The following is a 19540-nucleotide window of genomic DNA, read 5'->3' as shown; positions in this document are numbered from 1 at the left end:
TTTCTACATAAGGCCCGGCATTGACCGGGCTTTTTTCATTCCTGCTGCAATATGGCGGCAGGAACATGGCTGGAAGTGAAAACACTTCCGGCCTTTTTCTTTGCCCGGTATTAGGAGGCCGGTATGCGCTGGGAGGCGTACATAGCAAAATATCCATGACACCGTTCAAATTCGCTGACTACCAAAAATTTGAACGGAGGAAAGGATATGACGAGAGTATTTATTTGGAAAAATAACAGCCCACAGGAATGGGAGGAAATCAGTTTTTCAGCGTTCAGTAAGGCACGCCGCAATGGTTGTTTTACTGGGCGCTTTTTTGTTGAAACAGTCAAAATGTTCCGTGATGAAGATGACCGCATTATTATGGAATGTTCTCGCAAAGATTTTGAAAAATACCAGCAGGAGGACCGCCACAGCCGCTATCTCCAAGAACATGAGAAAAGCCGCTCTATATTCCCAGCTTCCCATGTGGGAGATCGTGACGGCACAGAGGAAGGTTATCAGGATACAGATTTGTTTGTGGATGAATCTGTTGATACTGCGGAACAAGCAATTTGTAATCTTCTTATGGCCGATCTGCACCGTGCCTTGCAGCAGCTGAGTCAGAAAGAACGCTCTTTTATCTTGGATTATTACAGCATGGAAAAGCCAAGTACACTGCAATTAGCCAAAAGATATGGCATTAGTCAGCCCGCAGCTCATAAGCGTCTGAAAAAAATTGAAGAAAAAATAAAAAAGTTGGTTATAGATTTCTAAAAAAAGTGGCAGTAGCAAGTGAGAGGGAAATCCTTTCACTTGCACCTTGACAACCTCATATACGAATCATTAAGTTTGATCCTCTTTGGGCGTAATAGCCGCTACATCAGCGGTATATTTTCTGAGAGCTGCCACTCACATAACAGGCCAACCCATTTTTGCTGTATAGATGAGTTTGCGGTTTATCAGAAATATATCAGGCTGGAATACATCGGATGGCATCCGGTCATGGCATAACAAGGAGGAAAGCTCTCTTACAGCCATAGTCCGAGCGTGATAACAACCGTCGCAGGCCATGGGTAAGACCAAACGAAGTGGAGGTGAAATTCCTGAGAAGCAGGCCAGCCACCTGCGGCTTAATGATTACCCAAATCCCTGGGGTGTCGTGGACAAGTAAGGGATAAAACAGGCGCTAAATTGAAGGAGACTCTGTAATTTGCAGAGCCTCCTTCTTACATAATCAAATCTCAAAACATAGGAGGATGAACATGAAAGAAGATTGGATTTATAAGCGTGGGGATTTATATTATGCCAATTTGAATCCTTATTTTGGATCAGAGCAAGGCGGCACCCGTCCTGTCCTGGTTCTTCAAAACAATGTGGGGAATTTTTTCTGCCCCACTTTGATCGTAGCTCCGCTCACCAGTAAATGGATTAAGAAAAAGGAGCTGCCCACACACTATGCACTGGAGAGCGTTCCAGAGCTTGGACTGAAATCTGTTGTTCTGCTGGAGCAAATTAAAACGATTGATAAAAGGCGTGTTTTATCGTACATTGGGCGCGTATCTCGCGAAGAAATGAGAGCGATTGATGATGCTCTGCAAGTTAGTTTGGATATTCATATTCCAGAGGAAATGGAGGCTCCGTAAGGCCACTTACCGGATAAAGGAGGCGTTTTTATGTTTGAAGCAAGAATTGCGGAATTGAACCGATTTAATGAACAAAATCCTGTCAGCTATGACAAAAGAACCTATACGGTCGATGAGATTCAGGACATTCTGGGTATCAGTCGTCCTACAGCATATAATCTGGTAAAACAAGGTGTATTCCACAGCGTCAGAGTCGGCGGTCATATCCGCATTTCCAAAAAGAGCTTTGATGACTGGCTGGATCACGCAGATGAATGATTTGTCAAGGATGCCGATCTCCAAATCGACATCCTTAACTTTTTTTCTGCTTTCTCTTACAATGAGGCCATAGCAAGAAAAACTTTATAGAGGAGGCAAAAGCCATGCAAAAACAAAGAGTAAAGACCAGTATGTCTGTACCAGAGATGGGCAAAATGCTTGGGCTTGGTAAAGTAGAATCCTATTGGTTGGTTAAAAAGAACTATTTCAAAACAATTCAAGTGGCCGGACGAATGAGAGTTATGCTGGATAGCTTTGAAGATTGGTATGCCGGCCAGTTCCACTATAAAAAAGTGGATGGTACACCGCCCGGAGAGAAATGGAGGCATACTACGATGTCAGTTCCAGAAATGGCGGATCTTTTGGGGCTGAAATCTGGCACAGCTTATGACCTTGTTAAAAGGGGCTATTTTGAGACGACCTTGATTGATCGAAGAATTCGTATCATTACCAGCAGTTTTGAAGCCTGGTATCAAAAGCAAACTCATTATGTGAAAATCTCAGAAAGGAGCAATGAAAATGGCATCTATCGTGAAGCGTAAAAGCAAATATTCTGTGGTGTATGATTACACAGATGAAAACGGAAAACGCAGACAGCGTTGGGAAACCTTCAGCACAAATGCAGAAGCAAAAAAACGAAAAAAGCAAATTGAGTATGAGCAGGACTCTGGAACCTTCTTTATTCCTACGGCAAAGACCCTGAACGATCTGCTCGATGAATATATGTCCATCTATGGTGTAAATACATGGGCAATGTCAACATATGAAAGCCGCCGTGGTCTGGCGAGAAACTACATAACTCCTATTATCGGAGATATGTTACTATCCGACATCACTCCAAGGATGATGGATAAGTATTACCGCGATCTGCTCTCTGTGAAAACGGTAAGCGTCAACAACCGCAAACCCACAAGCGAATATCTGACCCCGCATACAGTAAGAGAAATTCACAAGCTACTTCGCAGTGCCTTTAATCAGGCGGTGCGTTGGGAACTAATCAGCCGTAACCCTGTTCTGAATGCGACACTTCCCAAAGAAGAACATAAAGAACGGGATATATGGACTGCCGAAACGCTGAGCAAGGCGATGGAAGTCTGTGATGATCCTATCCTCTCCCTTGCCTTAAATCTGGCGTTTTCCTGCTCTTTACGCATTGGCGAAATGCTGGGCCTTACCTGGGACTGCATTGATATTGCACCACAGAGCATAGAAAATGGTTCAGCTTATATATTCGTCAACAAAGAGCTGCAACGGGTTACACGAGGTGCATTGGACGATTTGAGCGACAAAGGTGTTATTAAGAAGTTTCCACCTTGCATAGCCAGTACCCATACTGCTCTGGTCCTGAAAGAGCCTAAAACCAAAACCAGTATTCGCCGCGTGTACCTGCCGAAAACAGTTGCCTATATGCTGGTAGAGAGAAAAAAAGAAATCGACGAGCTGATGGATCTGTTTGGAGACGAATACATCGACAATAACCTGGTCTTTTGCTCCAGCAATGGCCGTCCGATGGAAAGCCAGGTGATTAACCGTGCTTTCAATAAACTTATCAAAGAAAACGGACTGCCTCATGTTGTATTCCATTCTCTCCGCCACTCCAGCATCACCTACAAGCTGAAACTCAATGGCGGCGATATGAAATCCGTCCAGGGCGACTCTGGTCATGCTCAGGTAAAAATGGTTGCAGATGTCTATTCTCACATCATCGACGAGGATCGCTGCATAAACGCTCAGCGATTGGAGGAAGCATTTTACTCATCCAAGACTCCTGATCCTGTTGAAGATACAGAGCCTAAAACTGCGGATACTGCCGTCACTGAAAGTGATGCAGCGAAGATACTGGAACTGCTTAAAAATCCCGAAACTGCCGCACTGCTCAAGCAGCTGGCAAAAGCTTTATAAAGTCCCTCCCTCAGAAGAACGCCTCTCACTTTGTGAGAGGTTTTCTTCGTTTGAACCACTTTGCACAGTGACCAAACACTTTTTTTGTTAGCAAGGTTCTGAAAGCATTTTTGAGCGATGTTAGCAAATTCGCGATTTTGTTTGCAACTTCCTCTAATTTCTGCTAACAAATGTTTGCAAGTTCCTTTGGTAAAAATCGAACCTCTGACTTACCGCCTTTCTTAGCAAAAGGCCAAATCTCGTTAGCAAATGTTAGCAAACCAAGGTTTTTTGCAAAAAATCCACAAAAGCCGCAGAAATAAGAAAAGCCGAAAACCCTGATAAATCAAAGGTTTTCGGCGTGTTTGCTGGCGTCCCTGGCGGGATTCGAACCCACGGCCTTTCGCTTAGGAGGCGAACGCTCTATCCTGCTGAGCTACAGAGACATCTATTCAATTAAAAATGGTAACAATCACTTTTCATCGTAAGGCGGCCGGTAGAGCATAACCTTAGGAGTTCTAAAGGTCCTTTTGCAGCAAGTAGTTTCTAACCTCCTGTAATACCCTCTAACACCTTATAATACAGGAAAAGCGTGAGGTCTGTGCGGAAGATAGATTCACGAAATGTCCTGTACTGGTAACAAAAGTGTTAGCAACGTGTTAGCTGGCTCAGTTCCAGCTAGGAAACCATTTATCAAGATTATACGATACTCTTTTCCATAATGCAAGGAATAGACGTTTTGTGTGAAAACATGAAACGTCTATTTTGTTTGCCCAGCATGGGCGTTTTCTAATGGGTGAAAGTCCCAAGTGCGCGTAGGCAACAACGAAGCACATAGCCGAACAGCAAGGGTGTCCGCCGTGAGACGGAATCTGAAAGAAGCTGTAAGCAAACCTCTGACCTGACGGACAGGAACCGCATATAAGGCTCGGAAATACGGATAAGGTGGCAAAAGGCACTGAAGTCCAAAAGGTTGCCGGAAGTACGAGTAAATGCGGCAGGTACATGGAGGAAAAGAACACGCACCTTAACTGGGGAGGTCTCACAGGCGGTCTCATTAGCCGTAGTAACAACGAATTGTGAGAAGTCAGCAGAAGCCATAGTAGTGAGGAAGTTCCTGTAATGGGGACGGAGCGAAGGGCTGAACAATCAATCAGTTGAAGTACGTTCCACTTCGTAGCCGGAGCATACGCCTGTCGATGACTTCAAAGGCGGCAAAGGCAAAAGGGGCAGAAAGGAAACAACGCATGGACACAAGCAGTCTCATGGAGCAGATATTAAGCAGGGATAATCTAAATGCGGCGTATCTGCAAGTCGTAAGGAATAAAGGAGCGGCAGGCGTGGACGGGATGACCGTTGAAGAACTTGGCGCATATCTTTCGGAAAACGGCGAAAACATTAAGGAACAGTTGCGGACGAGGAAGTATAAGCCGAAGCCAGTCCGCAGGGTGGAGATACCCAAACCCGATGGTGGTACAAGAAATCTTGGAGTGCCAACAGCAGTAGACCGCTTTGTACAGCAGGCGGTGGCACAGGTGCTTACCCCGATATTTGAGGAGCAGTTTCACGACCACAGCTATGGATTCAGACCCAAGCGGTGTGCACAGCAGGCAGTCCTTAAAGCATTGGAAATGATGAATGACGGACACAACTGGATAGTGGATATCGACCTAGCGAAATTCTTTGACACAGTAGACCATGACAAGCTGATGACGATTTTCGGACGGACAATAAAGGACGGAGATGTCATATCGGTGGTAAGAAAGATTCTGGTCAGCGGCGTAATGATTGATGATGAGTATGAAGATACGGTAGTCGGCACACCGCAGGGTGGAAATATCTCGCCGCTGTTAGCAAATATCATGTTAAATGAGCTGGACAAAGAACTGGAAGCAAGGAGGCTGGATTTCGTCCGGTATGCAGATGACCTTATTATAATGGTCGGGAGCAGACAGGCGGCAGAGCGGGTAATGAAGAGCGTGGCTCGGTTTATAGAGGAAAAGCTTGGACTGAAAGTGAACGCGGAAAAGAGCAGGGTTGATAAACCAAAGGGCATTAAGTATCTGGGGTTTGGATTTTACTATGACTCATTTGCCAAAGGGTACAAAGCCAGACCACACCCGAAAGCGGCAGCAAAGTTCAAGGCGCAGATGAAGAAATATACAAGCAGGAGCTGGGGAGTGGGCAATGGTTATAAAATTGGGAAACTCAACCGGCTTATCCGAGGGTGGATAAATTATTTCAAAATCGGAAGCATGAAAAGGCTGTGCGCAAAAATGGACGGACAGATTCGGTATCGACTGCGCATGTGCATATGGAAACACTGGAAAACGCCAAAGAACAGGGAAAAGAATCTTATCAAACTTGGTCTGCCGCCAAATGCGGCACATGGCATTTCATATGCCAAAGGATATGCCAGAGTGTGCAGAAGCTGGAATCTCCACATTTGTATCAGTAAAGAGAGACTAGCTAAGTTTGGTCTTGTATCCATGGAAGACTACTACGCCGAAAAGGCTGTTACATGTTAAGTTGATTGAACCGCCGTATACCGAACGGTACGTACGGTGGTGTGAGAGGTCGGAAGGCGAAATAATCGCCTTCCTCCTACTCGATTTATATATGCAATAGCACCAAAACTTTTATTATTATGTATATATCGAAAATCCTATAAAAATTTTGATTTGTGCATGGCTTTTTGCACTTATATCAAGTATAATCAGGATAACGAAAGATATATGCACAGAAAAGAGGGATTGTATGCAGTTAAACAACTATTTAGAATATCTTGAAAAAACAGTAATGGCTTATTCAGATAAAGTAAAACGCCATTTAGTAAAACAATTCATTCAGCACGGAATTGCGACTAAACAAACAGATACTTCGGGACAGTTATACATAGAGGGGCTAGAAACTGTAGATATTTCAGAAAAAACATTATCCGAACAGCTTGTAACCTGCATTCACCAAAGCAAAAGAGCTGGATATGCTTTAGAAAAATGGGAGTTTTTAAAAGATTATAAGTATTCCGTTATTTTTACCTGCGACGATTTTTCATCAACGTTAAAAAAAGCAAAGGAAATCATTCCTCTTGAAAACACTTATGAAAATGATTACTTATATACATCTTTCGTAAAACCTGTTGCATACTCTATGGATGGATACTATTTTTTGAAATTTAATTTGGCATATGCAGCTATTCATCCTCTCACACAGGAAGAATTTTTAACTAAATATCCCTTTTTAGTTGTATTTCATGAAAAAGGAGAATTGATAGAATTTCGTTTTGATGTTTTAAAAAGGGTCTTTTTATCCGACAAAAAAGAACCGACTATATATTCCAACTTAATTGCGGAAATGTCTGATTATTTTAAAGAACATTTTGAGTGCGATTTGATTCCGCTAAATTTAGACTTTATGGTTAATGTATGCAAACGTGATGAAAATGTAAAACTTATTGCTCAATCCATGAAATTACCTAATGGTGGAAACGCACAACTGGATGTCGGCAACAATCAAGAATATATATTACCATTTATCGGAGAACTACGCTCACTATTAAATGACAATCAGGCAGAATTAGAAAAAGTACCTGATTTCAGAGAAGCCTTAGAACAATTTATGTTTGAAATGGAAGAAATGTCCGATTATCCTTGGATTGAATTGTTATGGGAAAATGAAATAAAAACACGAAGTAACCGTGTTAAGTTTGTCTTTAATTACATGAATAAATCTTATTGTTTAATACAATATTACTATAGTAATGTGCTAATTGGAATGGAGCGAATGAATTATGTTATCGAATACATTGTCAATCATAGAAATGACGATACAACACAAAATGAATAAAAATATAGATAGCATTGCCTTAACTAATTTTTTCAAGAATTATAGAAAAAATATGTGGATTTATCCTGGCGTTTTGAAAAGAAAATTTTCCTTATCTATTCCTGAAATCTATGATTTTTTATCTGAATTGGAAAAGCAAGGAATTTTGCAAAGTTATTATGAATTATATTGTAGTAATTGCCAAAAATCTATGGGGACAGTACGTTTGTTTAATGAGTTACCTGAAACTTTTGAATGTGAACTCTGCCATAGCGAACTTTCCTCAATAGAAAATTCATTTTTAATATATATGGTGGTACGTGATGATTGATATTATGCCAGATGATAAAGAAATTTCTAAGGCATTAAATGTCCTTAATAGTATATCTGATAAATTAAGATACGAAAAAATTTGTGAAATTAGTGAAGCTCAAAAAAACATTTATAAAGAATTACTTGAAAAATTCAAACAGCTTCATGACAGTTCCCCTACAGACAATGCACCTAAAAATTTACATAACTTAAAGGGAGAAGCTTTAGAAAATTTAGTTTCTTATCTCTTAACTATCTCTGGAAATATTTTTAATGTAGATAGAAACTTACGAACTTCAACGAATGAAATAGACCAAATCGTTACTTTAACTCCTCAAGGGAAAGTTTTGTTGACATATCATCTGATTGACCCAAAACTCGATACCTTTTTAGGAGAATGTAAAAATTACGACAAAGCCGTTAGTGTTACATACATAGGAAAATTTTGTAGTTTGCTTTTGACAACCAACATAAAAATAGGCATTTTATTTTCGTATTATGGTACTAGCGGAACCGGATGGAGTAATGGTGCTGGACTAATAAAAAAATTTTATCTCCATAAGGAGAAATTGGAAGATAAATATTGCATTATTGATTTCTCTATAAAAGAATTTGAAGCAATCCTTAACGATAAAAACCTATTACAAATTATAGATGAACAGTTGAAATCTTTACAATTTGACACAGATTATTCCCGTTATCTTTCAAAACATCCAGCAGAAGACTAAAAAGTTAATAAGTATTTCCCTTATAGACGTTCAAAACTGAGCGTCTATTTTTTTACCCCAAAACCAGAAAGGACGTGATACTACGAAGAAACCACCACCGCCGGAGCGTTCCCCTCCGGCTTTCAAACCAGAACCCAAAACTAACCATCAAACACAACATTCAGAAAGGACAGGTACATCTATATGGAATTAAAATTCGTTATCCCCAACATGGAAAAGACATTCGGCAACTTGGAGTTTGCCGGAGAAGACAAAACAGAACAGCGTAGAATCAACGGACGCATGGCGGTACTCTCCCGTAGCTTCAACCTGTATTCAGACGTACAGAGGGCGGATGATATTGTGGTTATCCTCCCTGCCGAAGCCGGAGAGAAACATTTTGACTTTGAGGAACGTGTGAAGCTCGTCAATCCCCGTATCACCGCAGAGGGCTATAAAATCGGCACACGGGGCTTTACCAACTACATTTTGCACGCTGACGATATGGTAAAAGCGTAAGGAAAAGGAGGACATCAGACTATGAGATTAGCAAACGGAATCGTGATTGACAAGGAAGCAACATTCGGGGCATTGAAATTTTCTGCCCTCCGCCGTGAGGTTCACCTCCAGAATGAAGATGGTTCGGTATCAGAAGAAATCAAGGAACGTACCTATGACTTAAAATCCAGAGGACAGGGGCGTATGATTCAGGTTTCCATCCCTGCCAGCGTGCCGTTAAAGGAATTTGATTACAACGCAGAGGTGGAAATCATCCATCCTGTGGCAGACACCGTGGCAACGGCTACCTTTCAAGGGGCAGAAGTGGACTGGTACATCAAGGCAGATGATATTGTCCTGAAAAAAGGGGCTGCCATGAATCCGCAGCTGCCGAAGAAAGACGCTCCCCCTGTAAAATAACAGGAACATAAAAGAAAGCGAAAGGAGGATTGTCCCATGAAGCAGCTTTTCCTCCGTGGAAAACGTATCCGTCCCACGGATAAAGACTTTGTGTTCCATACTGCCCTTGCCGCCCTGTTCCCTGTCTTCCTGCTGGTTGTCCTGCTGTTTCATATCCGGCAAATAGCCGGAACCAACTGGCAGGAAGTGTCCCTCTCACAGATAGCACAGGATGTAAATATCCCTTACCTGTTATTCAGCATGGGCGTGGCAGGGCTGGTGTGTCTTGCAGTAATTCTTCTGTTCTGGCGATACCGCAGGGACGAAGTAAAGCAGCTCATCCACCGCCAAAAGCTGGCAAGGATGGTGTTAGAAAACAAGTGGTATGAATCCGAACAGAGAAAGGATGACGCTTTTTTCAAGGACTTGTCTTCCAGCCGTTCCAAAGAAACCATCACTTACTTTCCCAAAATCTACTACCGGATGAAACAGGGCTTGCTCCATATCCGTGTGGAAATCACCTTGGGGAAATATCAGGAACAGCTCTTAAACTTGGAGAAAAAGCTGGAAAGCGGCTTGTACTGTGAGCTGACGGATAAGGAATTAAAGGATTCCTATGTGGAGTACACCCTGCTCTATGATACCATTGCCAGCCGTATCTCCATTGAGGACGTACAGGCAAAGGACGGCAGGCTCCGGCTCATGGAAAATGTCTGGTGGGACTATGACAAGCTCCCCCATATGCTCATTGCCGGAGGAACCGGCGGCGGAAAGACCTACTTCATCCTGACCCTTATTGAAGCCCTGCTCCGCACCAACGCCGTCCTGTCCGTGTTAGACCCAAAAAACGCCGACCTTGCGGACTTACAGGCAGTTATGCCGGATGTGTACTACAAAAAGGAAGATATGCTCGCCTGCATTGACCGTTTCTACGAAGAAATGATGAAACGCAGCGAAGACATGAAGCTCATGGACAATTACCGGACAGGGGAAAACTACGCTTACCTTGGGCTTCCGGCAAATTTCCTTATCTTTGATGAATATGTGGCATTTATGGAAATGCTCGGCACAAAGGAAAACGCTGCTGTCCTAAATAAGTTAAAACAAATCGTTATGCTTGGGCGGCAGGCTGGATTTTTCCTGATTCTCGCCTGCCAGCGTCCGGACGCAAAGTATCTTGGGGGACGGAATCCGTGACCAGTTCAATTTCCGTGTGGCTCTGGGGCGGATGTCGGAAATGGGCTATGGGATGATGTTCGGGGAAACCACAAAGGATTTCTTCCTAAAGCAGATAAAAGGGCGTGGCTATGTGGATGTGGGAACCAGCGTTATCTCAGAGTTTTACACGCCCCTTGTGCCAAAAGGACACGATTTCCTCAAAGAAATAAAAAAGCTCATAGACAGCAGGCAGGGAGTGCAGGCGGCGTGCGAAGCGAAAGCCGCAGAAACGGACTGACCTGCTGTGGCTGGTGTGCCGCAAGGCACGCCAGCAGGAACCCCTCGTATCTAACAGAGGGGTACAAATCGACAGGCAACAACCAAACAACAGGGCAGAATCCCACGGTACACAAGGGATTTTCCCCATATCCGGCGTATGTCAACAAGGCTCTGAAAGTTGGCATACGCTTTTTTAGACAGGAGGGATTTTCACTGAATGAAGAAACATGGGTACGGGACATCAGGGAGAAACGGGCAGCTTACGGTATCTCACAACAGAAACTTGCGTTAGCTGCCGGAATCACCCGTCCGTACCTGAGCGATATTGAAACGGGCAAGGCTCACCCATCCAAAGCATTACAGGAAGCCATCACGGAAGCTCTGGAACGCTTCAATCCAGACGCTCCCCTTGAAATGCTCTTTGACTATGTGCGGATTCGCTTCCCCACTACGGATGTGAAGCATATCGTGGAAGACGTACTGCGGCTAAAGCTGCCTTACTTTATCCATGAAGACTACGGATTCTACTCTTACACGGAGCATTACTATCTGGGTGATATTTTCGTTCTGGTATCGCCGGAACTGGAAAAAGGGGTGCTGCTGGAACTGAAAGGGCGTGGCTGCCGCCAGTTTGAAAGCTATCTGCTGGCACAGGAACGGAGCTGGTATGAATTTTTTATGGATGTTCTCATGGAGGACGGCGTAATGAAGCGACTTGACCTTGCTATCAATGATAAAACGGGAATCCTAAACATTCCCCATCTGACAGAGAAGTGCCGGAATGAGGAATGTATCTCGGTCTTCCGCAGCTTCAAAAGCTACCGCAGCGGCGAACTGGTACGGCGTGAGGAAAAAGAATGTATGGGGAACACCCTGTATATCGGCTCCCTCCAAAGTGAGGTGTACTTCTGCATTTACGAAAAGGACTATGAGCAATACAAAAAGCATGATATTCCCATTGCGTACGCAGAGGTAAAGAACCGCTTTGAAATCCGGCTGAAAAATGAGCGTGCCTTTTACGCCATCCGTGACCTGTTAGAACATGACAATCCAGAACGGACAGCCTTTCAAATCATCAACCGCTATGTCCGGTTCGTGGACAGGGACGATACGAAGCCCCGTTCTGACTGGCGTATCAGTGAGGAATGGGCGTGGTTTATAGGGGAACACAGGGGAAGCCTGAAACTGACAACCAAACCGGAACCCTATTCCTTTGAACGCACCCTGCACTGGCTCTCCCATCAGGTAGCTCCTACATTAAAGCTGGCTCTCCGTCTGGATAAGATGAACCACACCCAAATTGTCCATGACATCATCACCCATGCAAAGCTGACAGAGAAGCACGAAAAAATCCTGAAGCAGCAAGCCGCCGCTGCAAAGGAGGTGGTGCTTTAACGGCGGCAATCTTGGAACCTAAGAACTCTTACAGGAAAGAAAGGAGCTTTTATGAATTTCGGACAGAATCTTTACAACTGGTTTTTATCCAACGCCCAGTCCCTTGTTCTGCTGGCAATCGTGGTGATTGGACTGTACCTCGGATTTAAGAGGGAATTTTCCAAACTTATCGGTTTTCTGGTGGTGTCCCTTATAGCGGTTGGTCTTGTCTTCAATGCGGATGGTGTAAAGGACATCTTACTGGAACTGTTCAATAAGATTATCGGTGCATAGAAAAAAACATATCACACTTCCGTTATGGAGCAAGCTCTGATTGCTTCATGGCGGAAGTCCACTAGGGGCTTGGGGAGTGTAACTCCCCAAAAGAAGCATGGCAGAGAATGGAGGTGACACTGTGGAAGAAATGCGGATTTACATTGCCAACTTAGGAAAATACAATGAGGGCGAATTAGTGGGGGCATGGTTCACGCCACCTGTGGACTTTGAGGAAGTCAAAGAGCGTATCGGTTTGAATGATGAATATGAGGAATACGCCATCCATGATTATGAGCTGCCATTTGAGATTGACGAATATACCCCCATTGAGGAAATCAACCGCCTGTGTGAAATGGTGGAGGACTTACCGGAATACATTCAGGAGGAACTATCAGAGCTGCAATCCTATTTTGGCAGTATCGAAGAACTCTGTGAGCATGAAGACGATATTATCTGCCATTCCGGCTGTGACGATATGGCGGACGTAGCACGCTACTATCTGGAAGAAAGCGGACAGCTTGGAGAACTTCCGGCACACTTACAAAACTATATCGACTATGAAGCCTATGGGCGTGACATGGAATTGGATGGAACTTTTATCGTCACGAACCACGGCGTATATGAAATCTTACGTTAGACCCGTCTGTATCTCTTTCAGGAAATACAGGCGGCTTTTTTGATTCAGGGGCGGCTCTTTTGCTGCCCCATCTTTTAGAAAGGACAGACAACATGAAAAAAATACGAAGCTATACCAGTATCTGGTCGGTGGAAAAGGTACTCTATTCCATCAATGATTTTAAGCTGCCATTTCCTATCACGTTCACACAGATGGCGTGGTTCGTGGTGTCAATGTTTGCGGTTATGCTCTTTGGGAACTTCCCTCCTCTTTCGTTCATTGACGGGGCATTTTTGAAATACTTCGGCGTACCCTTTGCCCTCACTTGGTTCATGTGCCAGAAGACCTTTGACGGGAAAAAGCCTTACGGCTTCCTGAAATCCGTACTGGCATATCTGGTACGCCCGAAACTGACGTATGCAGGAAAGCCCGTGAAGCTGGAAAAGGAATATCCGGCACAGCCCATCACGGCAGTAAGGAGTGATATTTATGGCATATCCGATTAAGTATATCGAAAATAACCTTGTGTTCAACCATGACGGGGAGTGTTTCGCTTACTATGAGCTGCTTCCCTACAACTATTCCTTTTTAAGCCCTGAGCAGAAATATCAGGTACATGATTCGTTCCGTCAGCTTATCGCCCAGAACAGGGATGGAAAGATTCACGCCCTGCAAATCAGCACTGAATCCAGCATACGGGCGGCACAGGAACGCTCCAAACAGGAAGTGACGGGCAAGTTAAAGGACGTTGCCTGTGCAAAGATTGACGCACAGACCGAAGCCCTGATTTCCATGATAGGGGAAAATCAGGTGGACTACCGCTTTTTTATCGGTTTTAAGCTGCTTGTCAATGAGCAGGAAGTCACCATAAAACAGTTCCGCAGGGAAGCAAAGACCGCTGTTTCCGACTTCCTCCATGAAGTCAACCACAAACTCATGGAGGATTTTGTTTCCATGAGCAATGAGGAAATCTGGCGGTTTCAGAAGATGGAAAAACTGTTGGAAAGTAAAATTTCACGCCGCTTTAAAGTCCGGCGGCTTGATAAGGACGATTTTGGCTATCTGATTGAGCATTTATACGGACAGACCGGAACCGCCTATGAAGATTATGAGTATTACCTGCCGAAGAAGCGGTTTCAGGAGGAAACGCTGGTAAAATACTATGACCTTATCAAACCCACCCGTTGTCTGATAGAGGAAAACCAGCGGTATCTGAAAATCGAACAGGAAGACGGAACGGTATATGCCGCCTACTTCACCATCAACAGCATTGTGGGGGAATTGGACTTTCCATCCTCGGAAATCTTTTACTATCAACAGCAGCAATTTACTTTTCCCATTGATACCTCTATGAATGTAGAGATTGTGACAAACCGGAAAGCCCTCTCCACGGTACGGAACAAGAAAAAAGAGTTGAAAGATTTGGACAACCACGCATGGCAGAATGACAGTGAAACCAGCACAAATGTGGTGGACGCTTTAGACAGCGTAAATGAGCTGGAATCCACCTTAGACCAGAGCAAGGAATCCATGTACAAGCTGTCCTATGTGGTGCGTGTGACGGCTCCCGACTTGGAAGAACTGAAACGCCGTTGCAATGAGGTAAAAGATTTTTATGACGATTTGAACGTGAAGCTGGTCCGCCCCTTTGGGGATATGCTGGGGCTGCATGGGGAATTTCTCCCTGCCAGCAAACGGTATATGAACGATTACATCCAGTATGTCACCAGTGACTTCCTCGCGGGTCTAGGCTTTGGTGCAACCCAGATGTTGGGGGAACCGGAGGGCATTTATATCGGGTATAGCCTTGATACGGGAAGAAACGTGTACTTAAAGCCTGCCCTTGCCAGTCAGGGTGTGAAAGGCTCTGTCACCAATGCCCTTGCTGCCGCTTTTGTCGGCTCCCTCGGCGGTGGAAAATCATTCAGTAACAACATGATTGTCTACTACTGTGTATTGTTTGGGGCACAGGCACTCATTGTTGACCCGAAAGCGGAACGGGGACGCTGGAAGGAAACCCTGCCGGAAATCGCCCATGAAATCAATATCGTAAACCTGACCTCGGAGGAACAGAACAGGGGCCTGCTTGACCCTTATGTGATTATGGAGAACCCAAAGGATTCCGAATCACTGGCAATCGACATCCTGACCTTTTTAACAGGCATTTCCAGCCGTGACGGGGAGAAGTTCCCCGTCCTTCGGAAAGCCATCCGTGCGGTAACAAACAGTGAGGAGCGGGGGCTTTTAAAGGTGATTGAGGAACTACGGGCGGAGGGAACCACCATCAGCACCAGCATAGCAGACCATATTGAATCCTTTACGGACTATGACTTTGCACATCTGCTCTTTTCGGATGAGGATGTCACACAGTCCATCAGCCTTGAAAAGCAGCTCAACATCATTCAGGTGGCGGATTTGGTGCTGCCGGATAAGGAAACGACCTTTGAAGAATACACCACAATGGAGCTGCTTTCCGTGGCAATGCTCATTGTTATCAGTACCTTTGCCCTCGACTTCATCCATACCGACCGCAGCGTGTTTAAGATTGTGGATTTGGATGAAGCATGGAGCTTCTTACAGGTGGCACAGGGCAAGACCCTCTCTATGAAGCTGGTCCGTGCCGGACGTGCCATGAACGCAGGCGTTTACTTTGTGACCCAGAACACGGACGATTTGCTGGATGAAAAACTGAAAAACAATCTGGGCTTGAAGTATGCGTTCCGTTCCACGGACATCAACGAAATCAAAAAGACCCTCACCTTTTTCGGGGTGGATTCCGAAGATGAAAACAACCAGAAACGGCTCCGTGACTTAGAAAACGGACAGTGCCTTATCAGTGATTTGTACGGGCGTGTAGGAGTGATACAGTTCCACCCTATCTTTGAAGACCTGTTCCATGCCTTTGACACCAGACCGCCCGTAAGAAAAGAGGTGGAGGAATGAAGATAAGAAAGCCCATCCAGCAGGGGACAGCCCTTGTCCCTTGCCGGATAAAGGGACAAAACTCTTTAAAAAAAATCGGGAGTATAGCAGGAAAAGTGCTGCTGGCACTCCTGCTCATCCTCCTGCTGCTGGCAGTCTTCGGTACTGCCGCCCACGCTGCCGGACTGGTGGATGATACGGTGGACGCTGCCAACGAATACAGCAAATATCCTCTGGACAACTACCAGCTTGATTTTTATGTGGACAGCGGATGGGACTGGCTCCCGTGGAACTGGCTGGACGGTATCGGAAAACAGGTAATGTACGGGCTGTATGCCATCACAAATTTTATCTGGACCATCAGCCTGTACCTTTCCAACGCCACAGGGTATCTGATTCAGGAAGCCTACTCGCTGGACTTCATTTCCTCCACGGCGGATTCCATCGGGAAAAATATGCAGACCCTTGCAGGCGTTACCACAGGCGGCTTGTCCTCGGAGGGATTTTATATCGGGTTCCTGCTGATTCTCATTCTGGTGGTGGGGATTTACGTTGCCTACACAGGGCTTATCAAACGGGAAACTACAAAAGCCATCCATGCCGTTGTCAATTTTGTGGTAGTGTTCGTGCTGTCCGCTGCCTTTATCGCCTACGCTCCTGATTATATCGGGAAAATCAATGAATTTTCCGCAGACATCAGCAATGCCAGCCTGACCCTTGGCACAAAGATTGTGCTGCCCAACTCGGAAAGTCAGGGAAAAGATAGTGTGGATTTGATACGGGACAGCCTGTTTTCCATTCAGGTCAAGCAGCCGTGGCTCCTGCTGCAATATGGCAACTCGGATGTGGAAAGCATTGGAACAGACCGTGTGGAAAGCCTGCTTTCAACCAGTCCAGACGAAAACAACGGGCAGGACAGGGAAGAAATCGTGGTGGAGGAAATCGAAGACAGGGAAAACACGAACCTTACCATCACAAAGACCATCAACCGATTGGGAACTGTCTTCTTCCTGTTCATGTTCAATATCGGTATCTCCGTTTTTGTATTCCTGCTCACGGGGATAATGATTTTCTCACAGGTGCTTTTTATCATCTACGCCATGTTCCTGCCTGTGAGCTTTCTCCTTAGCATGGTTCCCTCTTTTGAGGGGATGTCAAAACGTGCCATCACGAAACTGTTCAATACCATCCTTACCAGAGCCGGAATCACCCTGATTATCACGGTAGCGTTCAGTATTTCCACCATGCTCTACAACCTGTCTGGGGAATATCCGTTCTTCCTGACGGCGTTCTTGCAGATAGTGACCTTTGCCGGAATTTATTTCAAGCTGGGGGATTTGATGGGGATGTTCTCCTTACAGAGCGGTGATTCCCAAAGCATGGGAAGCCGTATCATGCGAAGACCCCGTATGCTCATGCACGCCCATATGCACCGTTTACAGCATAAGTTAGGACGTTCTGTGACAGCTCTTGGGGCTGGAACAGCTGCATACCACGCAGGGAAACAGGCTGGCTCAGACCAGAAAAATGCTTCCAACTCCGGTTCCTCCAAACGGACACAGGCAGACCACAGCAGACCAGACGGACAGACAGCACCGGAAAAGGAATCTGCATGGAAACGGGCTGGCTCTGCGGTGGGTGCAGTGGCAGATACCAAAGATAAGATAGCCGATACTGCCGGACAGCTTCGGGAGCAGGCAAAAGATTTGCCTGTCAATGCAAAGTACGCCCTTTACCACGGGAAAACACAGGTATCAGAGGGAGTACAGGATTTTACTTCCAGCGTGACCCAGACCCGAACTGCCAGAGCCGAACAGCGGAACGCACAGGCAGAAAGCCGCAGACAGACCATTGCAGAACGCAGGGCGGAACTGGAACAGGCAAAACAGCCGCAAAAGACTGCTTCCGAAGCACCCAAAGGGGCGGCTCCTGTCCATGAACGCCCTGTTACTACAAAGCAGCCGGAAAATTTCCGAAATCATGCAGATACCGCTCATGCAGGAAAGCCAGCTATACAGCCAGCTCCCCCATCCATCAGGGAACGGGGACAGGTTTCTTATGAGGGGACTGTGGCAGAACGGGCTTCGGTTCCGGTGGTAAAAGCTGCTTCCATCCACTATGAACATACACCGCCTGTAAGGGCAGAACGCCAGATAGTCCCACCGGCTTCCCCTGTCCAGCCAGATGAAAGACAAAAGACAGCTCCAACCACCACACCTGCTGCTCCCCGTCCGGTAAGACCTATCCAGAACGATACGGCTCCTGTGATACCGGAAGGAAAACGGGCTGCTCCTGCGGTTAAGGAATCGAACTTTACCATCCGGCGTACCACAGCCAGAAAGGAGTGGACAAAAACAGTAAAAGCGGCTGCCAAACAGAAGAAAGGGGAGAAACCATGAAGTTAAGACACCTTTTCTTCGCCTGTTCCGGCGTGTTCGTGATGATGTTTTCCCTGCTCCTTTTGGTGGTGATTGTCTTCTCGGATGAGGAAGACGGCGGAAGCGGCGGAAACCTTATCTATGGGGGTATGAGCGTGTCACAGGAAGTCCTCGCTCATAAACCTATGCTGGAAAAGTATGCAAGGGAATATGGCATAGAGGAATACTTAAATGTGCTGCTCGCCATCATTCAGGTGGAATCCGGCGGCACACTGGAAGACGTTATGCAGTCCTCGGAATCTCTGGGGCTTCCCCCGAACTCCCTTAGCACAGAGGAATCCATCAAACAGGGCTGCAAATATTTCTCGGAACTGCTCGCAGCGGCAGAAACAAAGGGCTGCGACTTAAACAGTGTGATTCAGTCCTACAATTACGGTGGCGGTTTCCTAGACTATGTGGCAGGACACGGAAAAAAGTACACCTTTGAACTGGCAGAGAGCTTCGCAAGGGACAAATCCGGCGGAAAGAAAGTCACCTACACCAACCCTGTTGCCGTAGAAAAAAACGGGGGCTGGCGGTATTCCTACGGAAATATGTTTTACGTCCTTTTAGTATCGCAATACCTGACCGTGGCACAGTTTGATGATGAAACGGTGCAGGCTATCATGGAGGAAGCCTTAAAATATGAGGGCTGGACGTATGTGTACGGGGGCGATTCCCCCTCCACTTCCTTTGACTGTTCGGGACTGGTGCAGTGGTGCTATGGCAAGGCAGGAATCGCCCTGCCACGGACAGCACAGGAACAGTACAATGTAACACAGCACATCCCTCTGTCCGAAGCAAAAGCAGGGGATTTGGTCTTTTTCCACTCCACCTATAACGCCGGAACCTATATCACCCATGTGGGGCTATATGTGGGAAATAACCGGATGTACCATGCCGGAAATCCCATTGGTTATGCAGACCTGACAGGCTCCTACTGGCAACAGCACCTTGCCGGAGCCGGACGAATCAAACAATAGAAAGGATGAA

General features: G+C 45.6%; 18 protein-coding genes, 1 tRNA gene and 1 pseudogene. 19 read left to right on the top strand and 1 reads right to left on the bottom strand.

The annotated features are described in order from the left end of the window. The first annotated feature begins 207 nt into the window (after window positions 1-207). The 5 genes from CGC65_RS29605 (at window position 208) to CGC65_RS29580 (ending at window position 3785) form a co-directional block, all read left to right on the top strand. Window positions 208-756: a sigma-70 family RNA polymerase sigma factor gene (locus CGC65_RS29605; protein WP_002569116.1), complete on the top strand. Its 549-nt coding sequence runs from the start codon at window positions 208-210 to the stop codon at window positions 754-756. A gap of 488 nt (window positions 757-1244) precedes the next feature. Further along, window positions 1245-1625, top strand: a complete 381-nt coding sequence (locus CGC65_RS29595; protein WP_002569115.1) for a type II toxin-antitoxin system PemK/MazF family toxin — start codon at window positions 1245-1247, stop codon at window positions 1623-1625. A 30-nt stretch (window positions 1626-1655) separates the two neighbouring features. Continuing rightward, entirely contained in the window at window positions 1656-1883 is a 228-nt protein-coding gene (locus tag CGC65_RS29590) for a helix-turn-helix domain-containing protein (RefSeq protein ID WP_002569114.1), read from the top strand. Between the two features lie 104 nt (window positions 1884-1987). Further along, a complete protein-coding gene (locus CGC65_RS29585; protein ID WP_002569113.1) occupies window positions 1988-2425 on the top strand; it encodes a helix-turn-helix domain-containing protein in 438 nt (145 codons plus the stop codon). Further along, window positions 2403-3785: a tyrosine-type recombinase/integrase gene (locus tag CGC65_RS29580; RefSeq protein WP_002569112.1), complete on the top strand. Its 1383-nt coding sequence runs from the start codon at window positions 2403-2405 to the stop codon at window positions 3783-3785. Before CGC65_RS29585 ends, CGC65_RS29580 begins: the two co-directional genes overlap by 23 nt. Window positions 3786-4133: 348 nt before the next feature. On the opposite strand, the gene CGC65_RS29575 is transcribed toward CGC65_RS29580, so the two are convergent. Then, window positions 4134-4210 (bottom strand) — tRNA-Arg (locus CGC65_RS29575). An 801-nt stretch (window positions 4211-5011) separates the two neighbouring features. Between CGC65_RS29575 and ltrA the strand changes: the two genes are divergently transcribed. The 14 genes and pseudogenes from ltrA to CGC65_RS29505 all read left to right on the top strand — a co-directional run bounded on the left by ltrA (window position 5012) and on the right by CGC65_RS29505 (window position 19530). After that, window positions 5012-6292, top strand: coding sequence for a group II intron reverse transcriptase/maturase (gene ltrA, locus CGC65_RS29570; protein ID WP_002578445.1), 1281 nt, complete (start codon window positions 5012-5014; stop codon window positions 6290-6292). Between the two features lie 229 nt (window positions 6293-6521). Continuing rightward, entirely contained in the window at window positions 6522-7610 is a 1089-nt protein-coding gene (locus tag CGC65_RS29565) for a hypothetical protein (RefSeq protein ID WP_002578444.1), read from the top strand. Next, window positions 7603-7920, top strand: coding sequence for a hypothetical protein (locus tag CGC65_RS29560; RefSeq protein WP_007037474.1), 318 nt, complete (start codon window positions 7603-7605; stop codon window positions 7918-7920). Before CGC65_RS29565 ends, CGC65_RS29560 begins: the two co-directional genes overlap by 8 nt. Continuing rightward, complete coding sequence (locus CGC65_RS29555) at window positions 7913-8629, top strand: hypothetical protein (RefSeq protein ID WP_007037475.1); 717 nt, start codon at window positions 7913-7915, stop codon at window positions 8627-8629. The genes CGC65_RS29560 and CGC65_RS29555 overlap by 8 nt, the downstream gene beginning before the upstream one ends. A 183-nt stretch (window positions 8630-8812) precedes the next feature. Continuing rightward, window positions 8813-9127: a YdcP family protein gene (locus CGC65_RS29550; RefSeq protein WP_002578441.1), complete on the top strand. Its 315-nt coding sequence runs from the start codon at window positions 8813-8815 to the stop codon at window positions 9125-9127. 21 nt (window positions 9128-9148) lie between these two features. Further along, window positions 9149-9526, top strand: a complete 378-nt coding sequence (locus CGC65_RS29545; RefSeq protein ID WP_002578440.1) for a YdcP family protein — start codon at window positions 9149-9151, stop codon at window positions 9524-9526. Window positions 9527-9562: 36 nt separating this feature from the next. Beyond that, a pseudogene (locus CGC65_RS29540) lies at window positions 9563-10961 on the top strand (FtsK/SpoIIIE domain-containing protein). A 152-nt stretch (window positions 10962-11113) separates the two neighbouring features. Further along, window positions 11114-12337, top strand: a complete 1224-nt coding sequence (gene mobT, locus CGC65_RS29535; RefSeq protein ID WP_048928902.1) for a MobT family relaxase — start codon at window positions 11114-11116, stop codon at window positions 12335-12337. A 51-nt stretch (window positions 12338-12388) separates the two neighbouring features. Continuing rightward, a complete protein-coding gene (locus tag CGC65_RS29530; RefSeq protein WP_002578437.1) occupies window positions 12389-12610 on the top strand; it encodes a hypothetical protein in 222 nt (73 codons plus the stop codon). Window positions 12611-12740: 130 nt separating this feature from the next. Further along, window positions 12741-13229 (top strand): antirestriction protein ArdA, encoded by a 489-nt coding sequence (locus CGC65_RS29525; protein WP_038282373.1) that lies wholly within the window; start codon window positions 12741-12743, stop codon window positions 13227-13229. A 92-nt stretch (window positions 13230-13321) separates the two neighbouring features. Beyond that, a complete protein-coding gene (locus CGC65_RS29520) occupies window positions 13322-13714 on the top strand; it encodes a conjugal transfer protein (RefSeq protein ID WP_007037480.1) in 393 nt (130 codons plus the stop codon). Next, window positions 13698-16151 carry a conjugal transfer ATPase TcpF gene (tcpF, locus tag CGC65_RS29515; RefSeq protein ID WP_007037481.1) on the top strand — a complete coding sequence of 818 codons (2454 nt, stop codon included), beginning with the start codon at window positions 13698-13700 and terminating at the stop codon, window positions 16149-16151. The genes CGC65_RS29520 and tcpF overlap by 17 nt, the downstream gene beginning before the upstream one ends. After that, on the top strand, window positions 16148-18529 hold the full coding sequence (locus CGC65_RS29510) for a CD3337/EF1877 family mobilome membrane protein (protein ID WP_002578433.1): 2382 nt from the start codon (window positions 16148-16150) through the stop codon (window positions 18527-18529). The genes tcpF and CGC65_RS29510 overlap by 4 nt, the downstream gene beginning before the upstream one ends. Next, window positions 18526-19530, top strand: coding sequence for a bifunctional lytic transglycosylase/C40 family peptidase (locus tag CGC65_RS29505; RefSeq protein WP_002578432.1), 1005 nt, complete (start codon window positions 18526-18528; stop codon window positions 19528-19530). Before CGC65_RS29510 ends, CGC65_RS29505 begins: the two co-directional genes overlap by 4 nt. Window positions 19531-19540 lie beyond the last annotated feature (10 nt).

Source organism: Enterocloster bolteae, from assembly GCF_002234575.2.
GTDB lineage: Bacteria > Bacillota > Clostridia > Lachnospirales > Lachnospiraceae > Enterocloster > Enterocloster bolteae.
This window is presented reverse-complemented; position numbering and strand designations above follow the sequence as displayed.

Coding starts and splice junctions, on each gene's coding strand:
- CGC65_RS29595 (WP_002569115.1), top strand. CDS start 1,245: ATGAAAGAAGATTGGATTTATAAGCGTGGGGATTTATATTATGCCAAT.
- CGC65_RS29590 (WP_002569114.1), top strand. CDS start 1,656: ATGTTTGAAGCAAGAATTGCGGAATTGAACCGATTTAATGAACAAAAT.
- CGC65_RS29550 (WP_002578441.1), top strand. CDS start 8,813: ATGGAATTAAAATTCGTTATCCCCAACATGGAAAAGACATTCGGCAAC.
- CGC65_RS29605 (WP_002569116.1), top strand. CDS start 208: ATGACGAGAGTATTTATTTGGAAAAATAACAGCCCACAGGAATGGGAG.
- CGC65_RS29510 (WP_002578433.1), top strand. CDS start 16,148: ATGAAGATAAGAAAGCCCATCCAGCAGGGGACAGCCCTTGTCCCTTGC.
- CGC65_RS29585 (WP_002569113.1), top strand. CDS start 1,988: ATGCAAAAACAAAGAGTAAAGACCAGTATGTCTGTACCAGAGATGGGC.
- CGC65_RS29560 (WP_007037474.1), top strand. CDS start 7,603: ATGAATAAAAATATAGATAGCATTGCCTTAACTAATTTTTTCAAGAAT.
- CGC65_RS29530 (WP_002578437.1), top strand. CDS start 12,389: ATGAATTTCGGACAGAATCTTTACAACTGGTTTTTATCCAACGCCCAG.
- CGC65_RS29505 (WP_002578432.1), top strand. CDS start 18,526: ATGAAGTTAAGACACCTTTTCTTCGCCTGTTCCGGCGTGTTCGTGATG.
- CGC65_RS29525 (WP_038282373.1), top strand. CDS start 12,741: ATGCGGATTTACATTGCCAACTTAGGAAAATACAATGAGGGCGAATTA.
- CGC65_RS29545 (WP_002578440.1), top strand. CDS start 9,149: ATGAGATTAGCAAACGGAATCGTGATTGACAAGGAAGCAACATTCGGG.
- CGC65_RS29555 (WP_007037475.1), top strand. CDS start 7,913: ATGATTGATATTATGCCAGATGATAAAGAAATTTCTAAGGCATTAAAT.
- ltrA (WP_002578445.1), top strand. CDS start 5,012: ATGGACACAAGCAGTCTCATGGAGCAGATATTAAGCAGGGATAATCTA.
- tcpF (WP_007037481.1), top strand. CDS start 13,698: ATGGCATATCCGATTAAGTATATCGAAAATAACCTTGTGTTCAACCAT.
- CGC65_RS29520 (WP_007037480.1), top strand. CDS start 13,322: ATGAAAAAAATACGAAGCTATACCAGTATCTGGTCGGTGGAAAAGGTA.
- CGC65_RS29580 (WP_002569112.1), top strand. CDS start 2,403: ATGGCATCTATCGTGAAGCGTAAAAGCAAATATTCTGTGGTGTATGAT.
- CGC65_RS29565 (WP_002578444.1), top strand. CDS start 6,522: ATGCAGTTAAACAACTATTTAGAATATCTTGAAAAAACAGTAATGGCT.